Genomic DNA, 22491 nt, shown 5'->3' with positions numbered 1-22491 from the left:
GCCTCACTCAGGCTGCATGGGGGCCGAACTGGATTCGTCCCCCATGTGCTTCTCCATCTGCGAACGCAGCCAGCGTTCCGCCGGATCGTTGTCCATCACACTCAACCAGGCCATGGACAGTTCCAGCGCCGGCGTGATGAAGGGCAGGGGTTCATGCCTCAATAATCCCAAATCCATCATCGACCGCCCGGTATACGCCGGAATATTGGCCAACAGGTTGGTGCCTGCCATCAAGGCCGGCAGGGTGCTGTATTGCGGCACCGACAACACCACCTCGCGCTTGCGTCCCAGGGCACTGAGCCAGTCATCGGCAAAGCTGCTGATATTCGCCACATGGGACACCACCACATGGGGGCGCGAGCAGTATTCGTCGAGGGTCAGCGGCTCACTCGAGCCATCGGCACGGGCCACCTGGGGTTTCATGCGGCGCAGGGTCTTGCGCTTGGCATTGGCCGGCAGCTCCCGAGTCAGGCAGACGCCGACGGTGATTTCGCCGGACGCCAGCAGGTCGGAAATATTCCAGTAGTCCACGTGCTTGACCACGATCACCACTTTTGGCGCCTCGACCCGCAACGCACGCAGCATCGCCGGAAACAGCCCGAACTCGACGTCGTCGGACATGCCGATGCGGAAGGTCATGTTGCTATCGGCGGGATTGAATTCACGGGTCTGGCCCAGGGCCATGGACATCGCGTCCAGCGCCGGGGACAGATGCCGCAGGATCTCGTGGGCCCGGGCAGTCGGCTCCATGCGGTGGCCGACGCGGATGAACAACGGATCGTTGAGCAATGCCCGCAGACGGTTCAGCGCGGCGCTGATGGTGGGTTGGCCAAGGAACAGCTTTTCAGCGGCACGGGTCACATTGCGCTCTTGCATCAGGGTCTCGAACACGACCATCAGGTTCATGTCCGCCTTGCGCAGTTCATTTCGATTCATCGAGCCCTATTCCTCACCTTGACATGCTTCGCAACATTTCGTCATGCAGCGACACAGTCTAAGAAGGGCCGAGGTCCGGCGTCCAGCGCGGTGTAGGTTCTTTGGTCTAACTCTGTGGGCATACAGTGGGACCGGCTTTAGCCGGGAATACGCCTTCCCGGCTGAAGCCGGTCCCACAGAATGTCGCAGGTTTCGGCAATCGCGCGCCTATTTTTTATGCAACACATACCCCAGCGCCCGCTGCTCCAGGGCATAGCGTTCGCCGACCATGGCGCAATAGCTGGTGCGCACCAGCCAGGCGCCGGGGCCTTGCAGGTAGGGGTCGATATTGCCGGCCTCGTCGCACTGCAACAGGCTGCGCCCGCGCAGCTCGCCGCTGGCCTGGGCCGAGCGCAGGGCGCCCATGGGGGTCCAGTCGGCTAGGATCAGCGCGCCTTCGGGAATGGTCGTGGCGTAGGCGCGAATAAAGTTTTCTGCTGAACGATCCGGCAGGTAGGGCACCATAAAATAGTGGATATCGTTGCGCACCGGCAGCGGCTCGGTATGGCTGGGTAAACGGATCGCCCCCCAACTGTAAAGCGTATACACCAGCAGCAGCACCACCGGCGAAGTCAGCACCGACAGATGCAGTAGCGCGCTGCCCTGGCGGTCTGTCGGCAGCAGGCTGTGCAGGCGCAGAATGCCGAGGATGCACAGCAACTGCACGCCGGGCAGGAAGAAGGTAAAGCGGTCGGTGACGTTGTAGGACACCGCGAAGACAAAGTTCAGCGCCGCCGCGCTCCACAGCAGCCGCTGGCGGCTGTCGCCGGGAAACATGATCAAGCCCAGCAGTTGCGGGCCCAGCAGCGACAACAGCAACAGGAACACCGAGTTCTTCTCGTGCCACATATCGTCGAAGCGAAACAGGCTGCCTTGCCATCCACCTGTGCTGGCTTTGGCAGTGGTGCCGGTCATATAGCGCCGGGCGATGTCGATCAGGTTCAGGCCATCGCCAAGGTCGTGAGCAATCGCCGGCCAGGCCAGGGCAAAACCCAGGGCGAAGCCGGGCAGGGTGATCAGGACCCGGCTTTTGTAGCGTGCCAGTAACTGGATATACAGCGGCAGCAACACCACGAAGGTCAATTGATGCACCGACGCCCCCAATCCCGTGACCAGGCCGATCAGAAAGAGTTTTTTCAGGCTGCTCAGGTGCGACTGCCGGTCCAGGTGAATCCAGTACGCCAGCAACACGAACAGTGAGTGAAAGATGTAGACCTCGGCCTTGGTCGAGATCCAGAACACGGCATGGGACAGCACTGCCGCTGTTGCCGCCAGCAGGGCCAGGCGACGGTCTGCGCCGACATTCAGGGCCAGCAGGTAGATCAACCAGGCCATGGGCAGCAGCAGGATCGAATTGAGCAGGCTCAGCAGCCAGGAGCCGAACAGGGCATAGAACAAACTGTTGAAGAACTGATAAAGCGGGTGCTCCAGCGGCCCCAGGCTCTCGCTGAGGTAATGGCCTTGAGTCGCGTCAGCGAGGAATGCGCCGTTGTCCATCCACTGGATCGGGCCGCTGGAGGCGACAAAGCTGGCGACGACGGCCGCCGCCAGCAACAGCAGGGCCATGCGCAGGGTCTGGGTCATACTTTCGCTCCTATGCCGTGTCGCAACCGTCCTGGCTGCGCTCAATCGATAAAATCTCAAATCGCCTCCTCCGTTTGCCCGGTGCGCCTGATGCGCAGCAGCATCAACGCGCCGATGCCCACGGCAAACCACAGGGTCGCCAGGCGAATCAGCACGGTGGCGGCAATGGCATCGGCGCTGGCCATGCCTTTCCACATCAGCAGCGCGACCATCACAGCCTCGGCACCACCCAGGCCGCCGGGCATGAAGCTGATGGCCCCGGCGAGCATGGCCAGGGCATAGACGAACACGGCAAAGGTCAGGCTGATATCGGCACCCATCCAGCCGAGGATCCAGTGAAACGCCACCGCCTCGGCGCCCCAGGCCAGCACGCTGAGCAGGGTCACGCCGGGCAGCAGCTTGAGGCGATGGCAGTGTTGGGCCTGCAACAACACCTCCAACAGATGCCCGCACAGCCGATGCAGACGGCTGTCCCCATGGGCACTGGCCTGGGCCAGACGCTCAAGCAGGCGCCGTTGGGAGAGCATCAGCAAGGCCATGACGATCAGCGCCACGCCCGCGACCACCATGGTTTGCGCCGCCGGGTACAGGGACAGGCCGAACAGCGCCAGCAGTACCACGGCGAACAGGTCCGACAGGCGCTCGCTGAAAAACGCCGCAAAACTGTGGGGGTAGGGCACGTCCCAGGTCTTGAGCAGTACCCCACGCAGGGCTTCGCCGGCCTTGCCGGGGGTGGTGGTCAGGGCAAAGCCGGCCAGGTAGATATTCAGGCTTGGTCGCCAGGGCAGGCGGTGGCCGAGCACATTGAGGTAGATCTGCCAGCGGATGAAGCGCAGGGCATAGTTCAGCGATGACATGCCCAGGGCAATCACAATCCCGATCAGGCCGACTTCGGCAATGGCGTTGCTGACCGCCTGCCAGCCGCCCCACAGGGAAAATCCCAAATAGCCAAGAGCCGAGACCACTACGGAAAGCACCACGGCGCGGTAACGCCAGCCGGACAGGCTAAGGCTTTTGTTCACCGATGCCTCGCTCACAGGTTCAGCCTCTTGAATAGCGGCTGTGGAATGGCGCGGATCACCAGCATGATCAAGGCCCAGAACCCCGGCGCATACAGGCTCGGCACCTTGTGGGTAATGCCATGGACAATGCGCTCGGCGACCTGGGCCGGTTGCGCCACCAGCGCCGCCGGCAAGTTCAGGCCGCGGGTCATGGGTGTATCGACAAAGCCCGGCTTGATCGTCAGCACATGCACGCCGACCTTGAACAGCCGCGCCTGCAAGCCTTCGCTAAAGGTCGTGACCGCCGCCTTGGCCGCGCCATACAGGTAGTTGGAGGGGCGCCCGCGATCACCTGCCACCGAAGAAATCACCGCCAGGGTGCCGCAGCGCTGGGTTTCGAACTGTCTGGCCAGAACCGTCAGCAGGGCAATCACCGAGGTGCCGTTGATGGCGAACGCCTGCATGGCCAAGTCGACATCCTGCTCGCAGGCTTTCTGATCGGGCAGGGTGCCATGGGCGATCAGCGCCACATCGATCTGCCCCAGGGCTTGCAGGCACAGGGCGAGCATCTGCGGGTAGGCGGCGATATCGGTGGCGTCCATGCTGTGTCCGACCACCTTTTGCGCACCGCGACCCTTGAGGTCGGCGGCGGTGATTTCCAGTTTGTCGGCCTGGCGTGCGACCAGGAAGAAATCACTGCCTTCGGCGGCCCACAGGCGGGCGCAGGCGGTGGCAATGGCCGAAGTGGCGCCAATGATCAGGACTCGTTTCATAGGATCACTCGTTTCCAGAAGCGGGACATCAGGGAAGGGTCGCGCAGCGCTTCCAGTTGCTCCCAGGCGGGATAGGCCTGGCGAAAATCGCTGCCACTCATATGCGCATCCTTGGCCGGGTAAAGTCGGCCGCCCGCTGCCCGAACGATGGCATCCAGGCGCGGAAACAGGCTGTGGGTCAGATCGGCGTGCTGCGGGAAGTCCAGGGCCAGGGAGGTGCCCGGCAGCGGAAACGACAGCAAGCCCGGCGAGGTCATGTCGCCGCAGCGCTTGAGCACCGCCAGAAACGAACCCTGGCCGGAGTCGGCAATGGCCCCCAGCAGTTCGGCCATGGCGACTTCAGCAGCTGCCTCGGGAATCACACACTGGTACTGCTGGAATCCCCTCGGACCATAGATGCGGTTCCAGTGCTGCAGCCGATCCAGCGGATAAAAGAACGGCTCATAGGCGCTGCGCTGCTGGCTGGATTTGGCCGGGTGGGCGTGCCAGTACAGGGTGTTGAACGTCTGTAGCGACAGACGATTGATCAGCGAGAAGGGCGGCGTGAAGGGCACGCTCAGCAAGCGCCCATGGCAGACGTCGAGGCTGCCATAGCGGGCATGATCGCCGACGATGAATACGCCACGGCCGGTTTCGCTGCCCTTGGCCAGACAGTCGACCCAGGCCACGCTGTACTCGTGCAAATGATCCAGTTCAGCGGACAGGCTGAAGAACTCCGCCAGGTTGGCGAAGCGCACCATCTGGGTATCGATCTGACTGGCCTGGATCGGCATCAGTTGCAGGTCGGCCCAGTTGATCACTCCGGTCAGGCCCAGGCCGCCGATGCTCGCGGCGAACAGCTGCGGATTTTCCAGCGCCGAACAGATGCGCGCCGATTCGCCATGGCGCAGCAGGCCAAAGCGCAATACATGGCGGCCGAAAGTGCCACGCAGGTGATGGTTCTTGCCATGTACGTCGTTGGCGATGGCGCCGCCGATGGTGGCGAAGCGCGTGCCGGGGGTCACTGGCAGAAACCAGCCTTGGGGAATCGCCGCCGCGAGGACCTCGGCCAAGGTGATGCCGGCCTCGACGCGGATTGTGCCGTTTAACCAGTCGGCGCGGATAAAACGGTCGAGGCTGCGCATCTGCAGCACCTGATCGCTGGCGGCCAGGCAACTGTCGCCATAACTGCGGCCATTGCCGTAGGGCAGGCTGCTGCCGTGATCGCGGATCACCTGGCTGACATGGCCGCTGAGGTCGTCGATCCACGGGCAGGCATGGCCCTGTTGCGCGGCCAGGGGGTAGCGCCCCCACGAATGCAGGTCGGTATTCATGCGGCGATCCAGAACACCAGGGCGAACAACGCACCGATCAACTGGCTGACCCGGTCGCGAATGGCGAACACCACCGGGTCATCATTCATTTGTCCGCGATGGGTCAGCATCCACACCCGGGTGATCCAGAACAGCAGCAGCGGGCAGGCCAGCCAGATCACATGGGGATGGCTGTATAGCGCCACCGTGGTGCCTTCGTGGATGTAGAGCGCCAGGACCATGACCGCCAGATGCCCGGAAGTGGCGCCGAGGGAAGCAATCATGTCCAGATCGGCGGGGTAGTAACCGCGGCCGCGGGTCTTGTCCTTGAGGTCCTTGAGCCGGGCTTCGCGCAGTTCCGCATAGCGTTTGACCAGCGCCAGGCTGAGGAACATGAACATGGAAAAGGCCAGGATCCAGAACGTCAGCGGCAGGTTGAAGGCGGCGGCACCGGCGAGGATGCGTGAGGTATAGAGCGCTGCGAGGACGATCACGTCGAGGGTCATCTGCCGTTTCAGCGACAGCGAATACGCCAGCGTCAGCAGGTAATAGGCCCCCAGCACGGCGCAGAACTGCCAGGGCAGGAGCAGCGCGGCGCCGCCGAAGGCACCGAGCAGCAAGAGCGGCACCAGCACCAGCCCGGATCTGATCGACAGACGCCCGCTGGCGAACGGCCGATTGCGCTTGCTCTGGTGATGACGGTCGTCGGTGAGGTCCAGCAAGTCGTTGAGGATGTACACGCTGGAGGCGCACAGGCCGAAAAACAGGAAGGCCAGCAGGCCGTTGAGCACTTGCAGCGGCTGATTGAGCTGATGCGCTGCCAGCAATGGCACGAAAATCAGCGCGTTTTTCATCCATTGGTGCAGGCGCAGGGCCTTGCGCCAGTCCTTTAGGCTGGCCCGGTTCGACTCGATCACCTGCTCGACATTGCCCTGCGCTTGAGCGCGGCTTTGCACACCGGCCTCGGGGTTGACCACAATGGCCTTGCGCGATGCCTGCCAGACGCTCAAGTCATCCCGGGAATTGCCCATGTAGTCGAAGCCGCCCTCACCGTAATGCGCCACCAGCACATCGCGCTTGTTGTCCGCCGACAGATTGCGTTCGGCGTCGGAAGCCCAGACCAGATCGAACAATTGCAAGTGCTCGGCAATCCGCCGGGCCAGGCTGTCGTGGGCGGCAGTGGCGAGGATGATCATGCGGCCACCGGCTCGCTCGGTCTCGATCAGCTCGATGACGGCCGGGTCGTAGGGCAATACCGTAACGTCGAGCTGAGTGGCCAGGGCCAGACCTTGCTTGAGTGCTGCCTTGCCGTGGATCAGCCACCCAAACAGTTTGAAAAGTTGCAAGGGATGGCTTCGAACGAATGCCATTGTTGTTTCCAGCAACAAGTCAGAGCGCAATAAAGTGCCGTCGAGATCGACAACTAAGGGTGGGTAAGTTTCGAGAACTCTTCCCTGAATTCTGGGCATTGATCAGCACTCCGGCCGGGGGGACAGGGGCACTATGTAACGTAACTGCGAATTCTCCATCTCAATAAAATCAATAGCCCTGCAACTTGTTCGTCAGTGGGCTGGCGTCAGAAATGTCGACGTTGTTGCTGTTTCAATTGATTAACAATATGCAGTCGATAGTCCGTCGTCTGCAGGCGGATTATCCATTCACGCGGCCCGTGATCAGGGTCATAATGACCCCTTGCATGGCCGTTGCCCTGGAGTCGTAATGACACATCCCTTGCTGTCCGCCCTGGTGCCCCTGGTGGCCGACCTGTCCCGTGAGTTGCCGGACGATGAGCGCTACCGACGCCTGCTGAGTTCGCTGCGGCAGTTGCTGCCCAGTGATGCTGTGGCCCTGCTCAAGCTGGAAGGTGGCGTGCTGGTGCCGCTCTCGGTGGAGGGGCTCAGCCCGGATACCCTGGGGCGGCGCTTCAAGGTCGATGAGCATCCGCGCCTGAAGATCATCATGGAAAACCTCGGGCCGACGCGCTTTGCCAGCGACTGCGAACTGCCGGATCCCTACGACGGCCTGGTCCAGGGCCTGGCCGGGCATCTTGAAGTGCACGACTGCCTGGGCTGCCCGCTGTACGTGCAGGACAAGCTCTGGGGCCTGATCACCCTCGACTCACTTGACCCGACCAGCTTCGGTCAGGCCGACCTGGATAACCTGCAAGCCTTTGCCAGCCTGGCGGCGGCCACGGTGATGGCCAGCGAACGCATCCAGCAACTGGCGCGCAATTTCGAGGACCAGCGCCAGCTCGCGGAAATCTATAAACGCGCTGCCGGTGGTCGCAACCCCCGTGAACTGATCGGTCAGAGCCCGGTGCACAAGCGTTTGCAGGAGGAGATCCAGCTGGTGGGCAACAGCCCGTTGACCGTGTTGATCACCGGAGAGACCGGTTGCGGCAAGGAGCTGGTGGCCGAAGCCATTCACCGCCAGTCGCCACGGGCGCAGAAACCGCTGATCAGCCTCAACTGCGCGGCCTTGCCGGAGCTGTTGGTGGAAAGTGAGCTGTTCGGTCACGTCAAGGGCGCGTTCTCCGGTGCGGTCAGCGGGCGCAGCGGCAAATTCGAGTTGGCTGCCGGCGGTACGCTGTTTCTCGATGAAGTTGGCGAACTGCCGCTGCCGGTTCAGGCCAAGCTGCTGCGGGTGCTGCAAAGCGGCCAGTTGCAGCGGGTCGGCTCTGATCAGGAACATCACGTCGACGTACGCATCATCGCTGCGACCAACCGCGATCTGGCCGAGGAAGTACGCGCCGGGCGTTTTCGCGCTGACCTGTACCACCGTTTGAGTGTCTATCCCCTGCGTGTTCCGCCACTGCGCGAGCGCGGCAGAGATGTCCTGCTGCTGGCGGGTTTCTTCCTCGAAGAAAACCGCGCACGCATGGGCCTGCGCAGCCTGCGGCTCAACCCCGAGGCGCAGAAACTGCTGGTCGGCTACTCCTGGCCCGGCAATGTCCGTGAGCTGGAGCACCTGATCAGCCGCGCCGTGCTCAAGTCCCTGGCCGAGCACAGTGAGCGCCCGCGCATCCTCACCATCGAAGCCGCTGCCCTGGATCTTGCGCAGGAACAACCTGTCAGCGAGCCGCAGATTGGGCAGGACAGGCCAGTTTCGGTCAATCAGGGCGAGAGCCTGAAAAGCGCTGTCGACCACTACCAGAAAGTGCTCATCGACGACGCCCTGGTTCGGCATCAAGGCAAATGGGCGCTAGTTGCCCGTGAGCTGAGCGTGGATAGAGCCAATCTCAGCCGACTGGCCAAGCGCCTGGGGATTCGCTGAGCGCGGTTATTCAAGTCGGCAGATGCTATTGGTCTGCCGACTTTAAAAAAGACGGAATTTTTTTAATTGCCCGCCGGTCCGTTGTAATTCCAAGGATGCCACTAACGGAGGCGCAACGCAGATGTCCCAGAGCAAACACTACCGCATTGATTACTTATTAAACGGTGCGTTCAAGTCGTTCTATATCAGTGCTCAACATATGGATAACAGTGAGGCGTGGCATCACGCCAGTATCGATGCGGGACTGGGCCGCATACCCAAGTACCGCACCGAGAAAGTGCCCCGTGTCACTAAACCTTATGCCGAACATTTCGGCGTAACCAATGTTGAATGGACTCAGGCCTGAGGCTTAGTGAGCGATATTTTCCAGGGCCAGATTGCGCGTGCGGGGGCCGAAGCGGCCGATGGTGATCATCACGATCAACATGCTGCAGACGATAAACGTCAGCACCCCCGGCGTTCCGAAATGGTCAAGGAAAAAGCCGATCAGCAGACTGCTGAACACGGTTGAAAGACGGCTGAACGAGTAACAGAAACCCACCGCACGGGCACGGATATTGGTCGGGAACAGCTCGCTCTGGTACGAGTGATAGGCAAAGCTCAACCAGGCGTTGCAGAACGTGATCATCACCCCGCAGACGATCAGGCCCGTGGCGGTGGTCTGGAAGGCAAACAGGCTGCCGAAGATCATGGTGCCCAGGGCCGAGCCGACGATCTGCCATTTGTTTTCGAAACGGTTGGCATAACGCACGAACAGTAACGGCCCCAAGGGGTACGCCAGAGTAATCACGAAGGCATAGCCCAGGCTGTGGGTGACGCTGACGCCTTGGCCCGAAAGCAGGGCGGGCAGCCAGTTACCAAAGCCAAAGAAACCGATGGCCTGGAACACATGGAACACGATCAGCATCACGGCGCGGCGGCGATAGGGCGCTTGCCAGATATCGGCGAAGCGGCCATGGCCTTCGATGCTCACGGCTTCCGGCACCGGGGTTTCCAGGGCTTGGCCGTGCTCTTTTACGCAGCGGGCTTCAAGCCGGTCGAGAATGCCCTCGGCCTCGGCGAAGCGTCCCTGTTGCGCCAGCCAGCGTGGCGACTCTGGCAGACGCGCACGCAACCACCAGACAAACAGGGCGAATACCGCACTGGCAATCACCACCCAACGCCAGCCGGAATAGCCGAACGGCGTCTGAGGTACCAGCCACCAGGACATCAGTGCGACGGCGGGTACGGAAAGAAATTGCACGAAAAAGGCAAAGGCAAAAGCCGAACTGCGCATGCGTTTGGGCACCAGTTCCGACAGGTAGGTGTCGATGGTCACCAGTTCGATACCCAGACCAATGCCCACCAGAAAGCGCATGCAGATGATGCCCAGTGCCGAACTCTGCACGCCCATCAATACGGTGGCGACGGTGTACCAGATCAGGGCAAAGGTGAAGATCGCCCGGCGGCCGAAGCGGTCGGCAATCGGGCTTAGCAGGCTGGCGCCGAGAAACAGGCCAAGGAAGGTGGCCGAGGCGAAAGCGGCCTGATCGGAAAAACCGAACACCCCGAGGTTGCCGGTGGCAAAAATGCCGTCGCGAATCAGGCCGGGGCTGATATAGGCGGTCTGGAACAGGTCATACAGCTCGAAAAAGCCGCCAATGGACAACAGTGCCACCAGGCGCCACAGAGTCGCGACCGCAGGCAGGCGGTCGATGCGCGCCGAAACCTGGGCCGCACGCGAAAGGTCGATGCCGTCGGCAGCGGGGGAGAGCGAAACCATGGGGAGATGTTCCAGAACTTTGAGGATGGCTCTATGGTAGCTTTTTTACATTTTGTCGCAATTGCTGGATTGGGCTGATGTGACGGGAATCTCGACGATTTATTGCGCTGAAAAATAATTTATAGAAATTATCTGCTGTACCCGCCCTGGACTGCGGCAGCTGCGATTTTATAAGAGTTGGCATGCTGGCGATGGCGGTGTACCCGCCGCTGACCCCTTGCGAGCGCTGCGTACTCGATCGCAACCAAGGCGGCTCCCACAACCATCGAGCGATCCAAGTCAATGATGTATCAAGGCATGTCACGAATCTTTAAGATGCCTCCTTTAATCCTCTGCCCGCCGGGTTCCCGTGAAGTACAAACTGCCCACCACCGCTACCGCGCCGTTCTGCCCCTCCGCCGTCACCGACAGCATTGCCATCCCGGCCAACGCGTCGTTGCTGCGCAAAATGCTGTTGTTTATTGGCCCTGGCCTGATGGTTTCCATCGGCTATATGGACCCCGGCAACTGGGCGACGGCCATCGAGGCCGGTTCACGGTTCGGCTATTCGTTGTTGTTCGTGGTGGTGTTGGCCAGCCTGTCGGGCATGGTTTTGCAGAATCTCTGTTCGCGCCTGGGCATTGCAACCGGGCGCGATCTGGCGCAACTGTCAGCATCGCGCTACAGCCCGCAAGTGGCCAAGGGACAATGGTTGTTGGCGGAGCTGTCGATCCTTGCCACGGACCTTGCCGAAGTCCTCGGCGCAGCCCTGGCCTTTCACTTGTTGCTGGGAGTGTCCATCCCGGTGGGCGTGGCCCTGACCGCCTTCGATACCGTCATCGTGCTGGCCTTGCAGGGCGCCAATTTCCGCCGTCTGGAAGCCATTATTCTCGGTCTGATTGTCACCATTGCGTCGTGTTTCACGGTGGAGCTGATCCTGATCAAGCCGTTCTGGCCGGATGTGGCCGCCGGCCTTAAACCCAGTTGGGACGTGCTCAGCCAGCAGGAGCCGCTGTATATCGCCATCGGTATTCTGGGGGCTACGGTCATGCCCCATAACCTGTACCTGCATTCCTCGGTGGTGCAGACCCGGGTCAATGGCAGTGATCAGGCGAGCAAGGCCAGCGCCATTCGCTTCGCCCGTTTCGACACCCTCGGCTCGCTAAGCATCGCGCTGCTGATCAATGCGGCGATCCTGATCCTCGCGGCGGCCGCGTTCCATCACAGCGGGCATGCCGATGTGGTGGAAATCGAAGACGCTTACCATCTGCTCGACCCACTGGTGGGCGGGACCCTGGCCAGTGTGTTGTTCGGCGTGGCGCTGCTGGCGGCGGGGCAGAGCTCGACCTTTACCGGGACCATCGCCGGCCAGGTGGTGCTCGAGGGTTTCCTCCACGCCAAGATCCCGTGTTGGCAACGCCGCTTGATCACTCGTGCCCTGGCCCTGATTCCGGCGCTGATCGGGGTGATCTGGCTCGGCGATGGCGCGGTGGGCAAGATGCTGGTCCTGAGCCAGGTGGTGCTCAGCCTGCAACTGCCGTTTGCTCTCTGGCCACTGATCCGCTTCACCAGCGACCGCGAACTGATGGGGCCATTCGTCAATAGCGCCTGGGTGCGGATCCTGGCCTGGAGCCTGTTCGGGCTGATTTCGGCGGCGAACCTGGCGTTGCTGTTCTTCTGGATTAACTGACCTTTCAATCGTTATTTCTCTGGCCCGGACATCGGGCCAGAGCATCTTTCGCTCATCGCTATATTGTTTTGTATATAGCGATAGTTATCATGGAGACCTCGACGGCGCCGCTGGCAGCGGCCGCCGACTGTTCACGCAATGACTGGGAGGCCCGATATGTCAGGGCGTATCTACCCCTATACAGCCTGGTTGCTGACCCGCACCTTCGCCGTGGTCAAGGTGGAACTGGTGGGCACCACGGGGTCCGGGCAACACGAGCGTACCGCCAAGGGCAAGTGGTATCTGCCTGATTGCCTGTTCGCCTCACGGGAGCAGGCCATCGAACACGGCCGCCTGCGAATCGAAGCGGCACGGGCGGAAATCGCCCGGCGCCAGGCTGCACTGGACGACAACATCGCGATGCTGAACAAGGCTCAGGGTTACGGGGCGTTTTACGAAGAGTTGTTGGTCTAGCGCCTTCGGTACCTGACCTGTAGGACCGGCTTTAGCCGGGAGAGCGCGCTCGCGGCTGAAGCCGCTCCTACGGTCCTGTATGTGTCCGGTGATTACAACGTGTTCTTTACCAATACCGGCTCATTGCTGTACTGCCCGTCAAACAGTTTGTGCAACTGGTCGACCTTGGGCAGGTCGTTGACCACGATGTACGGATGGTTCGGGTGCAGGGTCAGGAAGTTCTGGTGGTAGGACTCGGCCGGGTAGAAACTCTTGCCGGTTTCCACCCTGGTCACGATCGGCTGGCTGAACGAGTGCGCGGCATCGAGCTGGGCGATGTAAGCCTGGGCGACTTTTTCCTGGGCCGGGCTTTGCGGGAACAGCGCCGAGCGGTATTGCGTGCCGCTGTCCGGGCCCTGCCGATTCAGTTCGGTAGGGTTGTGGGCTACCGAGAAGAAGATCTGCAACAGCTTGCCGTAGCTGACCTGGCTCGGGTCGAAGGTCACCTGTACCGATTCGGCATGGCCGGTATTGCCGTCGCCGACCTGCTCGTACTGCGCGGTAGTGGCCGCACCCCCGGTATAGCCGGACACCGCATTCTTCACGCCCTTGACGTGTTGGAACACGCCCTGCACGCCCCAGAAACAGCCACCGGCAAACACCGCTGTCTCTTCGCCGCCGTTGCTGACCACTTCATCCTGCACGGGCGGGGCAATCACTACGGCATCTTCGGAGCCGGCAAAGGAACAGGCGGCGGTTTGCAGCAAGAGCAGACCAGTGCCGATGCTCAGCAGGCCGCGGCGCCAGTTGAAGGGGGAAACAGTCTTGTCGTGGTTCATGGAAGTCTCCTGAATCTGCAAAGCGGCACCCGTCTTTCAGGTGCCGATGATTGGCTTCGATCAGCCGAAAGTAAAGGCGTAGGCCGCTACACCGGCATCGAGGAATTCGATGGTGAAGGTGTGATCGGCGACGTCGCCGGGTTGGCGCACCAGTTGATACAGCCGTTGTTCCTTGACCTGGCCGCTGCCATCAGGCGCCACGTCCATGCCGTGGGCGGCGCCGGGCGCCTTGCCGTCGACGGTGACCATGAAGCGCACCGGCTTGCCATCCGCGCCGGGGCCCAGCACCAGGTGCAGGTCACGGGCGTGGAAGCGATAGGCAATCTTGCCGGTCGCGCTGTTGAGAGACGCCTGTTCCGAGCCGATATTCCATCGGCCTTCCAGACCCCAGTCGTTCAACGCCGGTTTGCCCGGCAGCTGGTACTGGGCCAGACGATCCGGTTGGGCGCCGCCCGGGGAGGCGAACTGGGCGGCGCGCTCGTAGCCGACATAGGTTTCCGGCGAGCGCACATCGCGCAGGTCGGCGGCCTGTTGCACGCCCTGGCCGTTGATATCGATCACATCACTGACCACCTTGCCGGCGCCAGCTTCGCGCAGCAGTTGCTGGATGACCTGTTCGGACTCGGCATAGGCGCCTTCGCCAAAGTGGTGATAGCGGATGCGGCCCTGGGCGTCGGCGAAGTAGTGGGCGGGCCAGTACTGATTATCGAAGGAGCGCCAGATCTTGTAGTCATTGTCCAAGGCGACCGGGTAATTGATGCCCAGGTCACGCATCGCCTTGCTGACGTTGTTGACGTCACGCTCGAAGGCGAATTCCGGCGCATGCACACCGATCACCACCAGGCCCTGGTCGTGATACTTCTCGGCCCAGGCCTTGACGTAGGGCAGGGTGCGCAGGCAGTTGATGCAGGAGTAGGTCCAGAAATCCACCAGCACCACTTTGCCTTTGAGCTGGGCGGCGCTCAGGGGCGTGGAGTTCAGCCACTGCACGGCACCGTCGAGGGAGGGCAACTGACCTTCCACGGGCAGGCTGGCCGGTTGTTTGTCCACGGCCTTCATCATCATGGCCGACGACGCCATCATCGCGCCGGAGGCATTGTCTTGAGCTTTCATAGCCCCGGAATCTTGCGCCATCATGGCTCCACTGTTCTGCGCCATCATCGCGCCGCCACTCTTGTCCCCGGCCAGCTTGCCCACCAGTACCTGCTCCAGACTGCCCGTAGAGCCGCTGGAAAAGCGCGCCAGAATGCCCGTATCCAGACCCAGAGCGATGGCCGCAACCCCGGCGAGCATGGCGCCGCCAAGCACCCGGCGCATCCACTCACCGGCGCCGATCGAGCGTTTCATCGCGGCGAAGACTTTGCCACCCAGCAGCAGGGCGACGGCCAGGGACGTCGCGGCACCTGCGGCATAGGCCAGCAGCAACAGGGTGGTGCCGATGCTGGCGCCCTGCAGGGCCGCGCCGGTCAGCACCAGACCAAGGATCGGCCCGGCACAGGGTGCCCATAACAGGCCCGTGGCGACGCCGATCAGGAACGAGGCGCCAGGACGTGGCCGGGCATCGTTGCCTGCCGCTTCGGACAGGCGGCTGCCCGCCGCAACCAGAGGCCGGGTCAGACGTTCGGCCAGTTTCGGCAGCAGCAGGGTCAGGCCAAATAGCGCGACGAACACCAGGGCCAGGCCGCGACCGTATTGATTGAGCTGCACCACCCAGCCACCCCCCACCGCCGCCAGGGAGGCGACCAGAGCGAAGGTCAGGGCCATGCCCGCCAGCAGCGGCAGGCCGCTGCGCACGAAGGGCTGCCCCGTACGGGCAAAGACAAACGGCAGGACCGGCAGGATGCAGGGGCTGACGATGGTCAGCACACCGCCCAGATAAGCAAGGATCAGCAGCAACATAGGACTCGTCCTGGAAAAGGTCAGAGAGGGAGGCGATCAGGCCGCCGGGTCAAAGTTCATGGCGACGCCGTTCATGCAGTAGCGCAGGCCGGTGGGTTTCGGGCCGTCGGTGAACACATGGCCCAGATGCCCGCCGCAACGACGGCAGTGGACTTCCTTGCGCAACACGCCAAAGGAGGTGTCGGTGCGCACGGCCACCGCCTGATCCAGGGGCTGCCAGAAGCTCGGCCAGCCGGTATGACTGTCGAACTTGGTCGCGGAGGAAAACAGCTGCAGCTGGCAACCGGCGCAGGCAAAGGTGCCGTTCCGGTGCTCGGCATTCAGCGGACTGCTGTAAGGGCGCTCGGTATTTTCATGGCGCAGCACCTGATACTGATCGGCGCTGAGCAGCTCGCGCCACTGGGCATCATCGTGGCTCACTTCGAAGGTGCCCACGCCCGAATCCTGCGGCACCTGGCTGGCGCTGTTGGCCAGGGACGGCAGCAGACTGCCCGCCAGCGCCGCAACCCCGACGCTGCCGCCGATCCAGATAAATTGTCTACGTGAAAGCATGCCGACCTCCGCTTTGCCTGCTCAACTTCAATGAGGGCAGGTTAAGGGCTGGCGGATCGTCAAATCCTCACGCAGAGTTAAACAATTCGTGATAACTCGGTGGTGGGAAAAGCCGCACAATGGCTGGTACGCCGCGATCAAGTAGCGGTCACCAGGCAGTGTGGACGCGGGCGTTGTGGGAGCGAATTCATTCGCGAAAAGCGCAAGTACATCCGGTGCAGTTTTATCGTCTGACATACCGCTTTCGCGAATGAATTCGCTCCCACAAAAGCCTCTGTATTTCAGCGGGTTATATTTTGTTGATAAGGGTAAATAACAGATGGATTCCCCCAAACGCGTCCTCGTCGTCGAAGACGACCGACATATCGCTGACCTGATCGTGCTGCATCTGCGTGACGAGCACTTCGAGGTGGTCCACAGCGCCGACGGCAACGAAGGCCTGCGGCTTTTGGAGCAGGGCGGTTGGGATGCGTTGATCCTCGATCTGATGCTGCCAGGCGTCGACGGCCTGGAGATCTGCCGTCGGGCCCGGGCCATGACGCGCTATACGCCGATCATCATCACCAGTGCCCGTTCCAGCGAGATGCACCGCATCCTGGGCCTGGAGCTGGGCGCCGACGATTACCTGGCCAAACCCTTCTCGATGATGGAACTGGTGGCGCGGGTCAAGGCGTTGCTGCGCCGGGTCGATGCCATGAGCCGCAACCTGCATCTGGATAACGGCAGCCTGGCCCACGACGGGCTGTTCATCAATCCGGTGACCCGTGAGGTCAAGCTCGACGGCCGCCTGCTTGAGCTCACGCCACGGGAATTCGACCTGCTGTATTTCTTCGCCCGTGAACCGGGCAAGGTGTTCTCGCGCCTGGACCTGCTCAACTCTGTCTGGGGCTATAACCACGAAGGCTACGAGCACACGGTCAACACCCATATCAATCGCCTGCGCGCCAAGATCGAGGCCGATCCTGCGCAGCCCCTGCGTATCCTCACGGTCTGGGGCCGGGGCTACAAGTTCGCCATGGCGGGAGAGACCTCGTGAGCCTGACCCTGAGCCAACGCCTGTCGGTGGTCTTCGCCCTGTTGCTGCTGGTGTGCTGCGGCACCTCGGTGTGGTTGCAGGTGCGCTCAAGTCGCATGCATGAGCTGGAAGTGGTGCAGGGCCTGTCCCGTGATCTGGCCCGGCATATCGCCAGGGACACGCAGCTGATGGACGCCAACGGCCTCAAGCCCGATGCCGTGCGCGAGCTGTTCAGTCAGTTGATGCTGGTCAACCCCAGCGTCGAGGTGTATCTGCTGGACAAGGAAGGGCGCATCGTCGGTGACGCCGCGCCCAAGGATCATCTGCTCCGTGACCGGGTCGATCTGGCACCGCTACGGCGTCTGTTCGCCGACGAGCCATTGCCGATCCTTGGCGATGACCCGCGCAGCGCCACGGCGCGCAAGGTGTTCAGCGCCGCGCCGCTGATGGTCGCCGGGCAACCGGCAGGCTTCCTCTATGTTGTCTTGTTGGGTGAGGCTCATGATCGACTGGCCGAGCGCGGCGCCACCAGTGAGGCGCTGAACACGGCGCTGTGGGCCATTGCCTTGATTGCCTTGCTCTGTCTGGTCGCCGGTCTGACGGCCTTTCGCCTGATCACCCGGCCACTGCGGCACCTGACCGAATCGGTCGCAGCCTTCGATATCGATGGCGTTCCCGCTCCCGCGCCGACAGCGCCACCGAGCCGTGCGGAGCCTGTGGCCAAGGACGGCAGTCAGGATGAAATCGCCGTGCTCGATGGTGCCTTCCGGCAGATGCAGGGCCGCTTAAACGAGCAGTGGCGCAGCCTGACCCGCCAGGATCAGGAACGCCGCGAACTGGTGGCCAATATTTCCCACGACCTGCGCACGCCCCTGGCCTCGTTGCACGGCTATCTGGAAGTGCTGTCGATGAAGGACGCTTCCCTGACCGCCGAAGAGCGCCGCCGCTATTTGGGCATTGCCCTGGATCAGAGCCGCAAGGTCGGTGGTCTGGCCCAGTCGCTGCTGGAACTGGTGCGTCTGGAGCATGGTTTCGTCGAGCCGGTGCTGGAGCGGTTTTTTCTGACCGATCTGGTTCAGGACGTGTTCCAGAAATTCGAACTGACCGCCGAAGCCCGCTCCATCAGCCTCACACCGCTGTTCGCGCCCTCGGTGCCGGGGGTGTTCGCCGACCTCGGCCTCATCGAGCGAGTGCTGACCAACCTGCTGGACAATGCCCTGCGCCATACCCCGGTGGGCGGTGACGTGCGCGTGGCCCTGGCGCTCCAGGGGCGTTACGTTGACGTCACGGTCAGCGACAGCGGCCCCGGCATCGCCCCGCAATTGCGCGAAAGCGTATTCCTGCGCCCGTTCAATATCGGTGGCGCGCGCCGTGATGGCGGGCTGGGCTTGCGCATCTGCCACCGCATTCTGCAGCTGCACGGCTTGAAGATTGAGCTGCTGGATATCGAAGGGCAGGGCGCGACCTTTCAGTTTGCCTTGCCAGTGGAGGAGGCGTTGGCAGTTGACTTGCTGAAGAGTTAACGACTTTCTGGATGGATATGGCTAATTATTGTGGGATATCCCGCCCCATCTACGACGTCGCGCTGTCACGCAGCAAACCCTAACCGAGACAGGGAGCAAATCTGTGGGAGCAAATTCATTCGCGAAGAGGCCGGTACATTCGACGCATCTTCATCGCTTGGAACACCGCTTTCGCGAATGAATTCGCTCCCACAATTTGCTTTCAAGTAACTTCCCCTGCGCATTAGAAACCACAGCAATTCAGCAGCTTATCGTCCAAGGTTGTCCACGAAATACGTGGACATGTCTGTGGATAACTTTATGCAGGGCACAGGGAGCATGGTCTGGGTGGAGGTGATCGTTTTCTGATCAGCCCTTCGCTCAATTGACCACGTAGTACTTGCGCACATACACCTTGCTGGTCCAGGCGCAGGGCGTGCCCTGGGGCAGGAACACCGTATCGCCAGGCTTGACCAGCAGGCTCGGGCCATTGTCCACGCTCAGTTCGACCTCACCTTCGAGCAGGTGCATCAGTTCGTGGACCTTGTGCGCCCGGGCGTGGCGCGCGTAGGGCGTCGAGTCCCAGACGCCGATCCGTAGCGGGCTGGCGGTGTCTTCGAAAATATTATTGGCGCGGCACTGCGGCGTCGGCCCGATCAGGATCGCCTCTTCCGGTGCGGCCGAGGGCGCCAGCACGGCGCGATGATCGATCAGGGCGACGGCGGATTTGTCCGGGCCGCTGGCCTGGGTCGCGGCGCAGAATGCCCACAGGCTGTCGTGCTGGGCATTGAGTTGCACGGCGGTGCCGCGACCGATCACCGCGCTCTGGCCCGGTTCGAGGCTGATGCTGCGGTCGGCAGTGGTCAGGGTGACCAGGCCACGGTGCACCACCAGCATCTCGGTGTAGGGATAATCCTTGAGCGTCAATGCACCGCTGGCGCGGACGATTCCGGCAGCGATGCCCTGATCGTCGGTAAAGGCGGTCTGGCGCTGCTCGGCGAATGGATCGTTGGCACTCAGACGGCCCTGGCTGAACGGGGTGTCTACGGGGCTGTTATCGGCACGGGCCAGCAGCAGGACGGTGGCTTGGGACATGGGCAATCTCTCCGGAAAAATGAATCAGCCGATGGCCTGGGTGACCAGGGCAAACTGCTGCACGCCATCTGCGGCCGCAGGCACTGGGCCAAGGCTCATCGGGGTAACGCTGTCGACGCGCTTGAGGCCGATGTCTTCCAGCCAGTGCGTCAGGCCGCAGTCGGCCGGAATATCGATGCGGACAAAGGCGTAGGGCACCTTGCTCAACAGTTCTTCGATCATGTGCCGGGCCTGATCGGCGTTCTCGGCCAGTACCGGGCCGATGCACAGGCCACGACCGAACGGGCGCAGCAGGGCGAAGGCGCGCAGCAGGCCATCGCGCTCGATACCGATGCCGCGTTCGATGCCCGGCAGGACATCGGCGAGGACGCTGCTGCGATCCAGGCCACTGCCGGCATTGGCCAGTTCGATCAGGCGCGCGCTGTCGGCGTCGGTCAGGTTGCGGCAATGGTTGCCTGCCTTGAGTGGCATGGGCAGCAGCGAGGGTGCCTGGCCCTGGCGCTGCTGGATTTCACCGAAGGACTTGAAGCCCATCTTCTCGTAGAGCGGCGCACCGGCCTGGGTGGCATTGAGAATGGCGGTCCGTGGCACAGCGGTAGCCAACGCCAGATCCATCAAGCGACGACCGATGCCTTTGCCTTGATAGTCATCGCTGACGATGACCAGGCCGATGGTGGAGAACTCACCCTGATGACAGGCGAACGAGCTGCCGATCAATCTGCCATTGTCTTCAGCGACGAAGCCTTGGGCGACGCGTTGCAGCATGGCCCAGTCTTCCAGGCGATGCGGCCATTTCAGGGCCACCGAAAGGCCGTGAGCGTTGCCGACGTCATCAGCAGTCATGGGGCGATAGACATAAGCGGGAGGTTGCGAAACCGACATGGCGGGTCTCCATTCAAAGGCATGCACAGGCTTTAAGGTTCTTGCACTGGAGTGCTGTATCCCACCTGCTGAAAAGACTGGCAAGGGGCGCGCAGCGATTCGGTAGATTCACCAATTCACCGCTGCCACGACCACAGTAACTGCTTAATTGCCCGGCAAGGTCGGCAGCAAATGCTTGGGGATTTTTTCTAGCATGGAGGCCTCGCTTTTCACTGGCTGGAGTCCTTCATGGATAGCTTCGATCCTCGTCTTGTCGCGGTGCGCGGCGCTCATTTCATTGCCGGGCAATACCGGGATGCCCAGGCTGGCATGGAGGTCTCGCGGCCGTCTGATGGCCAGGTCTACGCCGGACTGCCGATCGCCGATGCCGACCTGGTGGACGAGGCCGTGAGCAACGCCTGGCAGGCCTTCAGGACCAGCGACTGGGCGAGTCGACCACCGCGCGAGCGCGCTCGGGTGATGCGCCGCTGGGCTGATCTGATCGAAGCCGACGGCCAGATCCTGGCACCGCTGGAAGCCGTGGGCTCGACGCGACCGCACAAGGATGTGCTGGCCTGGGACATTCCTTATGTCGCCGAAGGCATTCGTTTCTTCGCCGAACTGGCGGACAAGCATGGCGGCGAAGTGGCCGCGACCCAGAGCGACCGTCTGGGCATGCAGATCGCTGAGCCCTACGGTGTCATCGCCGCCATTGCACCGTGGAACTTCCCCCTGAGCATGGCCTCATGGAAAGTCGCTCCGGCCCTGGCGGCGGGGAACGCAGTGGTGCTCAAACCGTCTGAGCTGACGCCATTTTCCAGCCTGCGCTTTGCCGAGCTGGCCGTGCAGGCGGGCATGCCGGCCGGGATCTTCAACGTGGTGCAGGGCGATGGCCGGGTGACTGGCGATGCCTTGTGCCGTCATCCGCGTGTGGCGAAAGTGACCTTTACCGGTTCCACTGCAACTGGCTCGAGCATCATGTCGACCTGCGCGCTGATCGGCCCGAAACCGGTGACGCTGGAGCTGGGTGGCAAGAGCCCGCAGCTGGTATTCGCCGATGTGCCGGACCTGGTCAAGACCGCGCGCACGGTGGCCCTGGCGATTACCGGCAATGCCGGGCAGGTCTGCGTGTCGGGCTCGCGACTGATTATCCAGCGGTCGATCATGGCGCCGTTCATCGAGCATTTGCAGGGCTTCTTCAATGCCCTCAAACCCGGCCCGACCTGGGCGTCGGACAGCACGTTGCCGCCGATCATTTCCCGCCTGCAGGCCAGTCGCATCGACGGCATTGTTCAACGCTCGCGCCAGGCCGGTGCCGAAGTGCTGGCCGGTGGCGGGTTGTTCGAAGGTCTCGGCGGGGCCTATTACCAACCGACCCTGTTGACGGGCGTGGACAGCCAAAACCCGGCTGTGCGGGAAGAAATCTTCGGCCCGGTACTGACCATCCAGGCCTTCGATGACGAAGAACAGGCCCTGGAACTGGCCGGGCACGACACCTATGGCCTGGCCGCAGGTGTGCACACCGCCGACCTCAACCGCGCCCTGCGCCTGATTCGCCGGCTGGAAGCGGGCACGGTGTGGGTCAACCGCTACGGCCGCAGCAACGACTACATCCTGCCCACCGGCGGCTACAAGCGTTCGGGCATCGGCAAGGACCTGGGGCGCGAAGCGTTCGAGGCCAACCTGCGCTTCAAGAGTGTGCTGATCGATATCGGTGCCTGACAGCGTCGCATTGTGGGGGCAAGACTCGCCCGTGAAGGGGCAGGGGCAGCCGATATATTTTTGAATCTGGAGTATGGCTTTCGCGGGCAAGCCTCGCTGCAACGACAGTCTTCTGCACACGGCGGGCGTCTCCTCTGGATGGCGCCCGTTTTTCATTGCGCGCCGGAGCAGGTTCTGCGGCGCAAACCCCGGTCCTTGAGCGAAAAGCCCGCGAAAGGATCCATAAAAGCGCATGAATAAGGGCT

At 62.2% G+C, this 22491-nt stretch carries 19 protein-coding genes; 7 read left to right on the top strand and 12 right to left on the bottom strand.

Annotation, left to right across the window (positions count from 1 at the left end; all coding sequences use genetic code 11):
• Nucleotides 1-3: 3 nt before the first annotated feature.
• From M2401_RS29195 to M2401_RS29170, 6 genes are all read right to left on the bottom strand, one after another.
• Complete coding sequence (locus M2401_RS29195) at nt 4-936, bottom strand: LysR family transcriptional regulator (RefSeq protein ID WP_259109183.1); 933 nt, start codon at nt 934-936, stop codon at nt 4-6.
• Nucleotides 937-1143: 207 nt separating this feature from the next.
• Nucleotides 1144-2559, bottom strand: a complete 1416-nt coding sequence (locus M2401_RS29190; protein ID WP_259109181.1) for a protein O-mannosyl-transferase family — start codon at nt 2557-2559, stop codon at nt 1144-1146.
• Nucleotides 2560-2615: 56 nt separating this feature from the next.
• Nucleotides 2616-3581 (bottom strand): lysylphosphatidylglycerol synthase transmembrane domain-containing protein, encoded by a 966-nt coding sequence (locus M2401_RS29185; protein WP_259109180.1) that lies wholly within the window; start codon nt 3579-3581, stop codon nt 2616-2618.
• Nucleotides 3582-3592: 11 nt separating this feature from the next.
• Nucleotides 3593-4333 (bottom strand): SDR family oxidoreductase, encoded by a 741-nt coding sequence (locus tag M2401_RS29180; protein ID WP_259109177.1) that lies wholly within the window; start codon nt 4331-4333, stop codon nt 3593-3595.
• Nucleotides 4330-5646 carry an FAD-binding oxidoreductase gene (locus tag M2401_RS29175; RefSeq protein ID WP_259109175.1) on the bottom strand — a complete coding sequence of 439 codons (1317 nt, stop codon included), beginning with the start codon at nt 5644-5646 and terminating at the stop codon, nt 4330-4332. The genes M2401_RS29180 and M2401_RS29175 overlap by 4 nt, the downstream gene beginning before the upstream one ends.
• Nucleotides 5643-7094 carry a UbiA family prenyltransferase gene (locus tag M2401_RS29170; RefSeq protein ID WP_259109173.1) on the bottom strand — a complete coding sequence of 484 codons (1452 nt, stop codon included), beginning with the start codon at nt 7092-7094 and terminating at the stop codon, nt 5643-5645. The genes M2401_RS29175 and M2401_RS29170 overlap by 4 nt, the downstream gene beginning before the upstream one ends.
• Nucleotides 7095-7344: 250 nt before the next feature.
• On the opposite strand from M2401_RS29170, the gene norR reads away from it, so the two are divergent.
• Nucleotides 7345-8898 carry a nitric oxide reductase transcriptional regulator NorR gene (norR, locus tag M2401_RS29165; protein WP_259109171.1) on the top strand — a complete coding sequence of 518 codons (1554 nt, stop codon included), beginning with the start codon at nt 7345-7347 and terminating at the stop codon, nt 8896-8898.
• A 121-nt stretch (nt 8899-9019) separates the two neighbouring features.
• The gene (locus M2401_RS29160; RefSeq protein ID WP_259109169.1) at nt 9020-9244 is read left to right on the top strand and encodes a DUF6555 family protein; all 225 of its coding nucleotides are present in this window, start codon (nt 9020-9022) and stop codon (nt 9242-9244) included.
• A 3-nt stretch (nt 9245-9247) separates the two neighbouring features.
• On the opposite strand, the gene M2401_RS29155 is transcribed toward M2401_RS29160, so the two are convergent.
• The gene (locus M2401_RS29155) at nt 9248-10660 is read right to left on the bottom strand and encodes an MFS transporter (protein ID WP_259109167.1); all 1413 of its coding nucleotides are present in this window, start codon (nt 10658-10660) and stop codon (nt 9248-9250) included.
• Nucleotides 10661-11021: 361 nt separating this feature from the next.
• Between M2401_RS29155 and M2401_RS29150 the strand changes: the two genes are divergently transcribed.
• Both M2401_RS29150 and M2401_RS29145 read left to right on the top strand, forming a co-directional pair.
• Entirely contained in the window at nt 11022-12329 is a 1308-nt protein-coding gene (locus M2401_RS29150) for an Nramp family divalent metal transporter (RefSeq protein WP_259109334.1), read from the top strand.
• Nucleotides 12330-12485: 156 nt separating this feature from the next.
• Nucleotides 12486-12782: a hypothetical protein gene (locus tag M2401_RS29145; RefSeq protein WP_259109165.1), complete on the top strand. Its 297-nt coding sequence runs from the start codon at nt 12486-12488 to the stop codon at nt 12780-12782.
• 92 nt (nt 12783-12874) lie between these two features.
• On the opposite strand, the gene msrA is transcribed toward M2401_RS29145, so the two are convergent.
• Genes msrA through msrB form a run of 3 tightly spaced genes read right to left on the bottom strand, consistent with a single transcriptional unit; the run spans nt 12875 to nt 16051 of the window.
• Nucleotides 12875-13600, bottom strand: a complete 726-nt coding sequence (gene msrA, locus M2401_RS29140) for a peptide-methionine (S)-S-oxide reductase MsrA (RefSeq protein ID WP_259109163.1) — start codon at nt 13598-13600, stop codon at nt 12875-12877.
• Nucleotides 13601-13660: 60 nt separating this feature from the next.
• Nucleotides 13661-15499 (bottom strand): cytochrome c biogenesis protein DipZ, encoded by a 1839-nt coding sequence (locus M2401_RS29135; protein WP_259109161.1) that lies wholly within the window; start codon nt 15497-15499, stop codon nt 13661-13663.
• A gap of 36 nt (nt 15500-15535) precedes the next feature.
• Complete coding sequence (gene msrB / locus M2401_RS29130; RefSeq protein WP_259109159.1) at nt 15536-16051, bottom strand: peptide-methionine (R)-S-oxide reductase MsrB; 516 nt, start codon at nt 16049-16051, stop codon at nt 15536-15538.
• A 319-nt stretch (nt 16052-16370) separates the two neighbouring features.
• Between msrB and M2401_RS29125 the strand changes: the two genes are divergently transcribed.
• Complete coding sequence (locus tag M2401_RS29125; protein ID WP_259109157.1) at nt 16371-17087, top strand: response regulator transcription factor; 717 nt, start codon at nt 16371-16373, stop codon at nt 17085-17087.
• A complete protein-coding gene (locus M2401_RS29120; RefSeq protein WP_259109155.1) occupies nt 17084-18589 on the top strand; it encodes a HAMP domain-containing sensor histidine kinase in 1506 nt (501 codons plus the stop codon). Before M2401_RS29125 ends, M2401_RS29120 begins: the two co-directional genes overlap by 4 nt.
• Before the next feature lie 360 nt (nt 18590-18949).
• Here the strand turns inward: M2401_RS29120 and M2401_RS29115 are convergent, their stop codons facing one another.
• Both M2401_RS29115 and M2401_RS29110 read right to left on the bottom strand, forming a co-directional pair.
• Nucleotides 18950-19663, bottom strand: a complete 714-nt coding sequence (locus tag M2401_RS29115; protein WP_259109153.1) for a cupin domain-containing protein — start codon at nt 19661-19663, stop codon at nt 18950-18952.
• Nucleotides 19664-19687: 24 nt separating this feature from the next.
• The gene (locus M2401_RS29110) at nt 19688-20545 is read right to left on the bottom strand and encodes a GNAT family N-acetyltransferase (RefSeq protein WP_259109151.1); all 858 of its coding nucleotides are present in this window, start codon (nt 20543-20545) and stop codon (nt 19688-19690) included.
• 228 nt (nt 20546-20773) lie between these two features.
• Here M2401_RS29110 and M2401_RS29105 point away from each other — a divergent pair, with 228 nt between their 5' ends.
• Nucleotides 20774-22246 (top strand): aldehyde dehydrogenase, encoded by a 1473-nt coding sequence (locus M2401_RS29105; protein WP_259109149.1) that lies wholly within the window; start codon nt 20774-20776, stop codon nt 22244-22246.
• Nucleotides 22247-22491 lie beyond the last annotated feature (245 nt).

The sequence above is a fragment of the Pseudomonas sp. JUb42 genome (assembly GCF_024807945.1).
Taxonomy (GTDB): Bacteria; Pseudomonadota; Gammaproteobacteria; order Pseudomonadales; family Pseudomonadaceae; genus Aquipseudomonas.
This window is presented reverse-complemented; position numbering and strand designations above follow the sequence as displayed.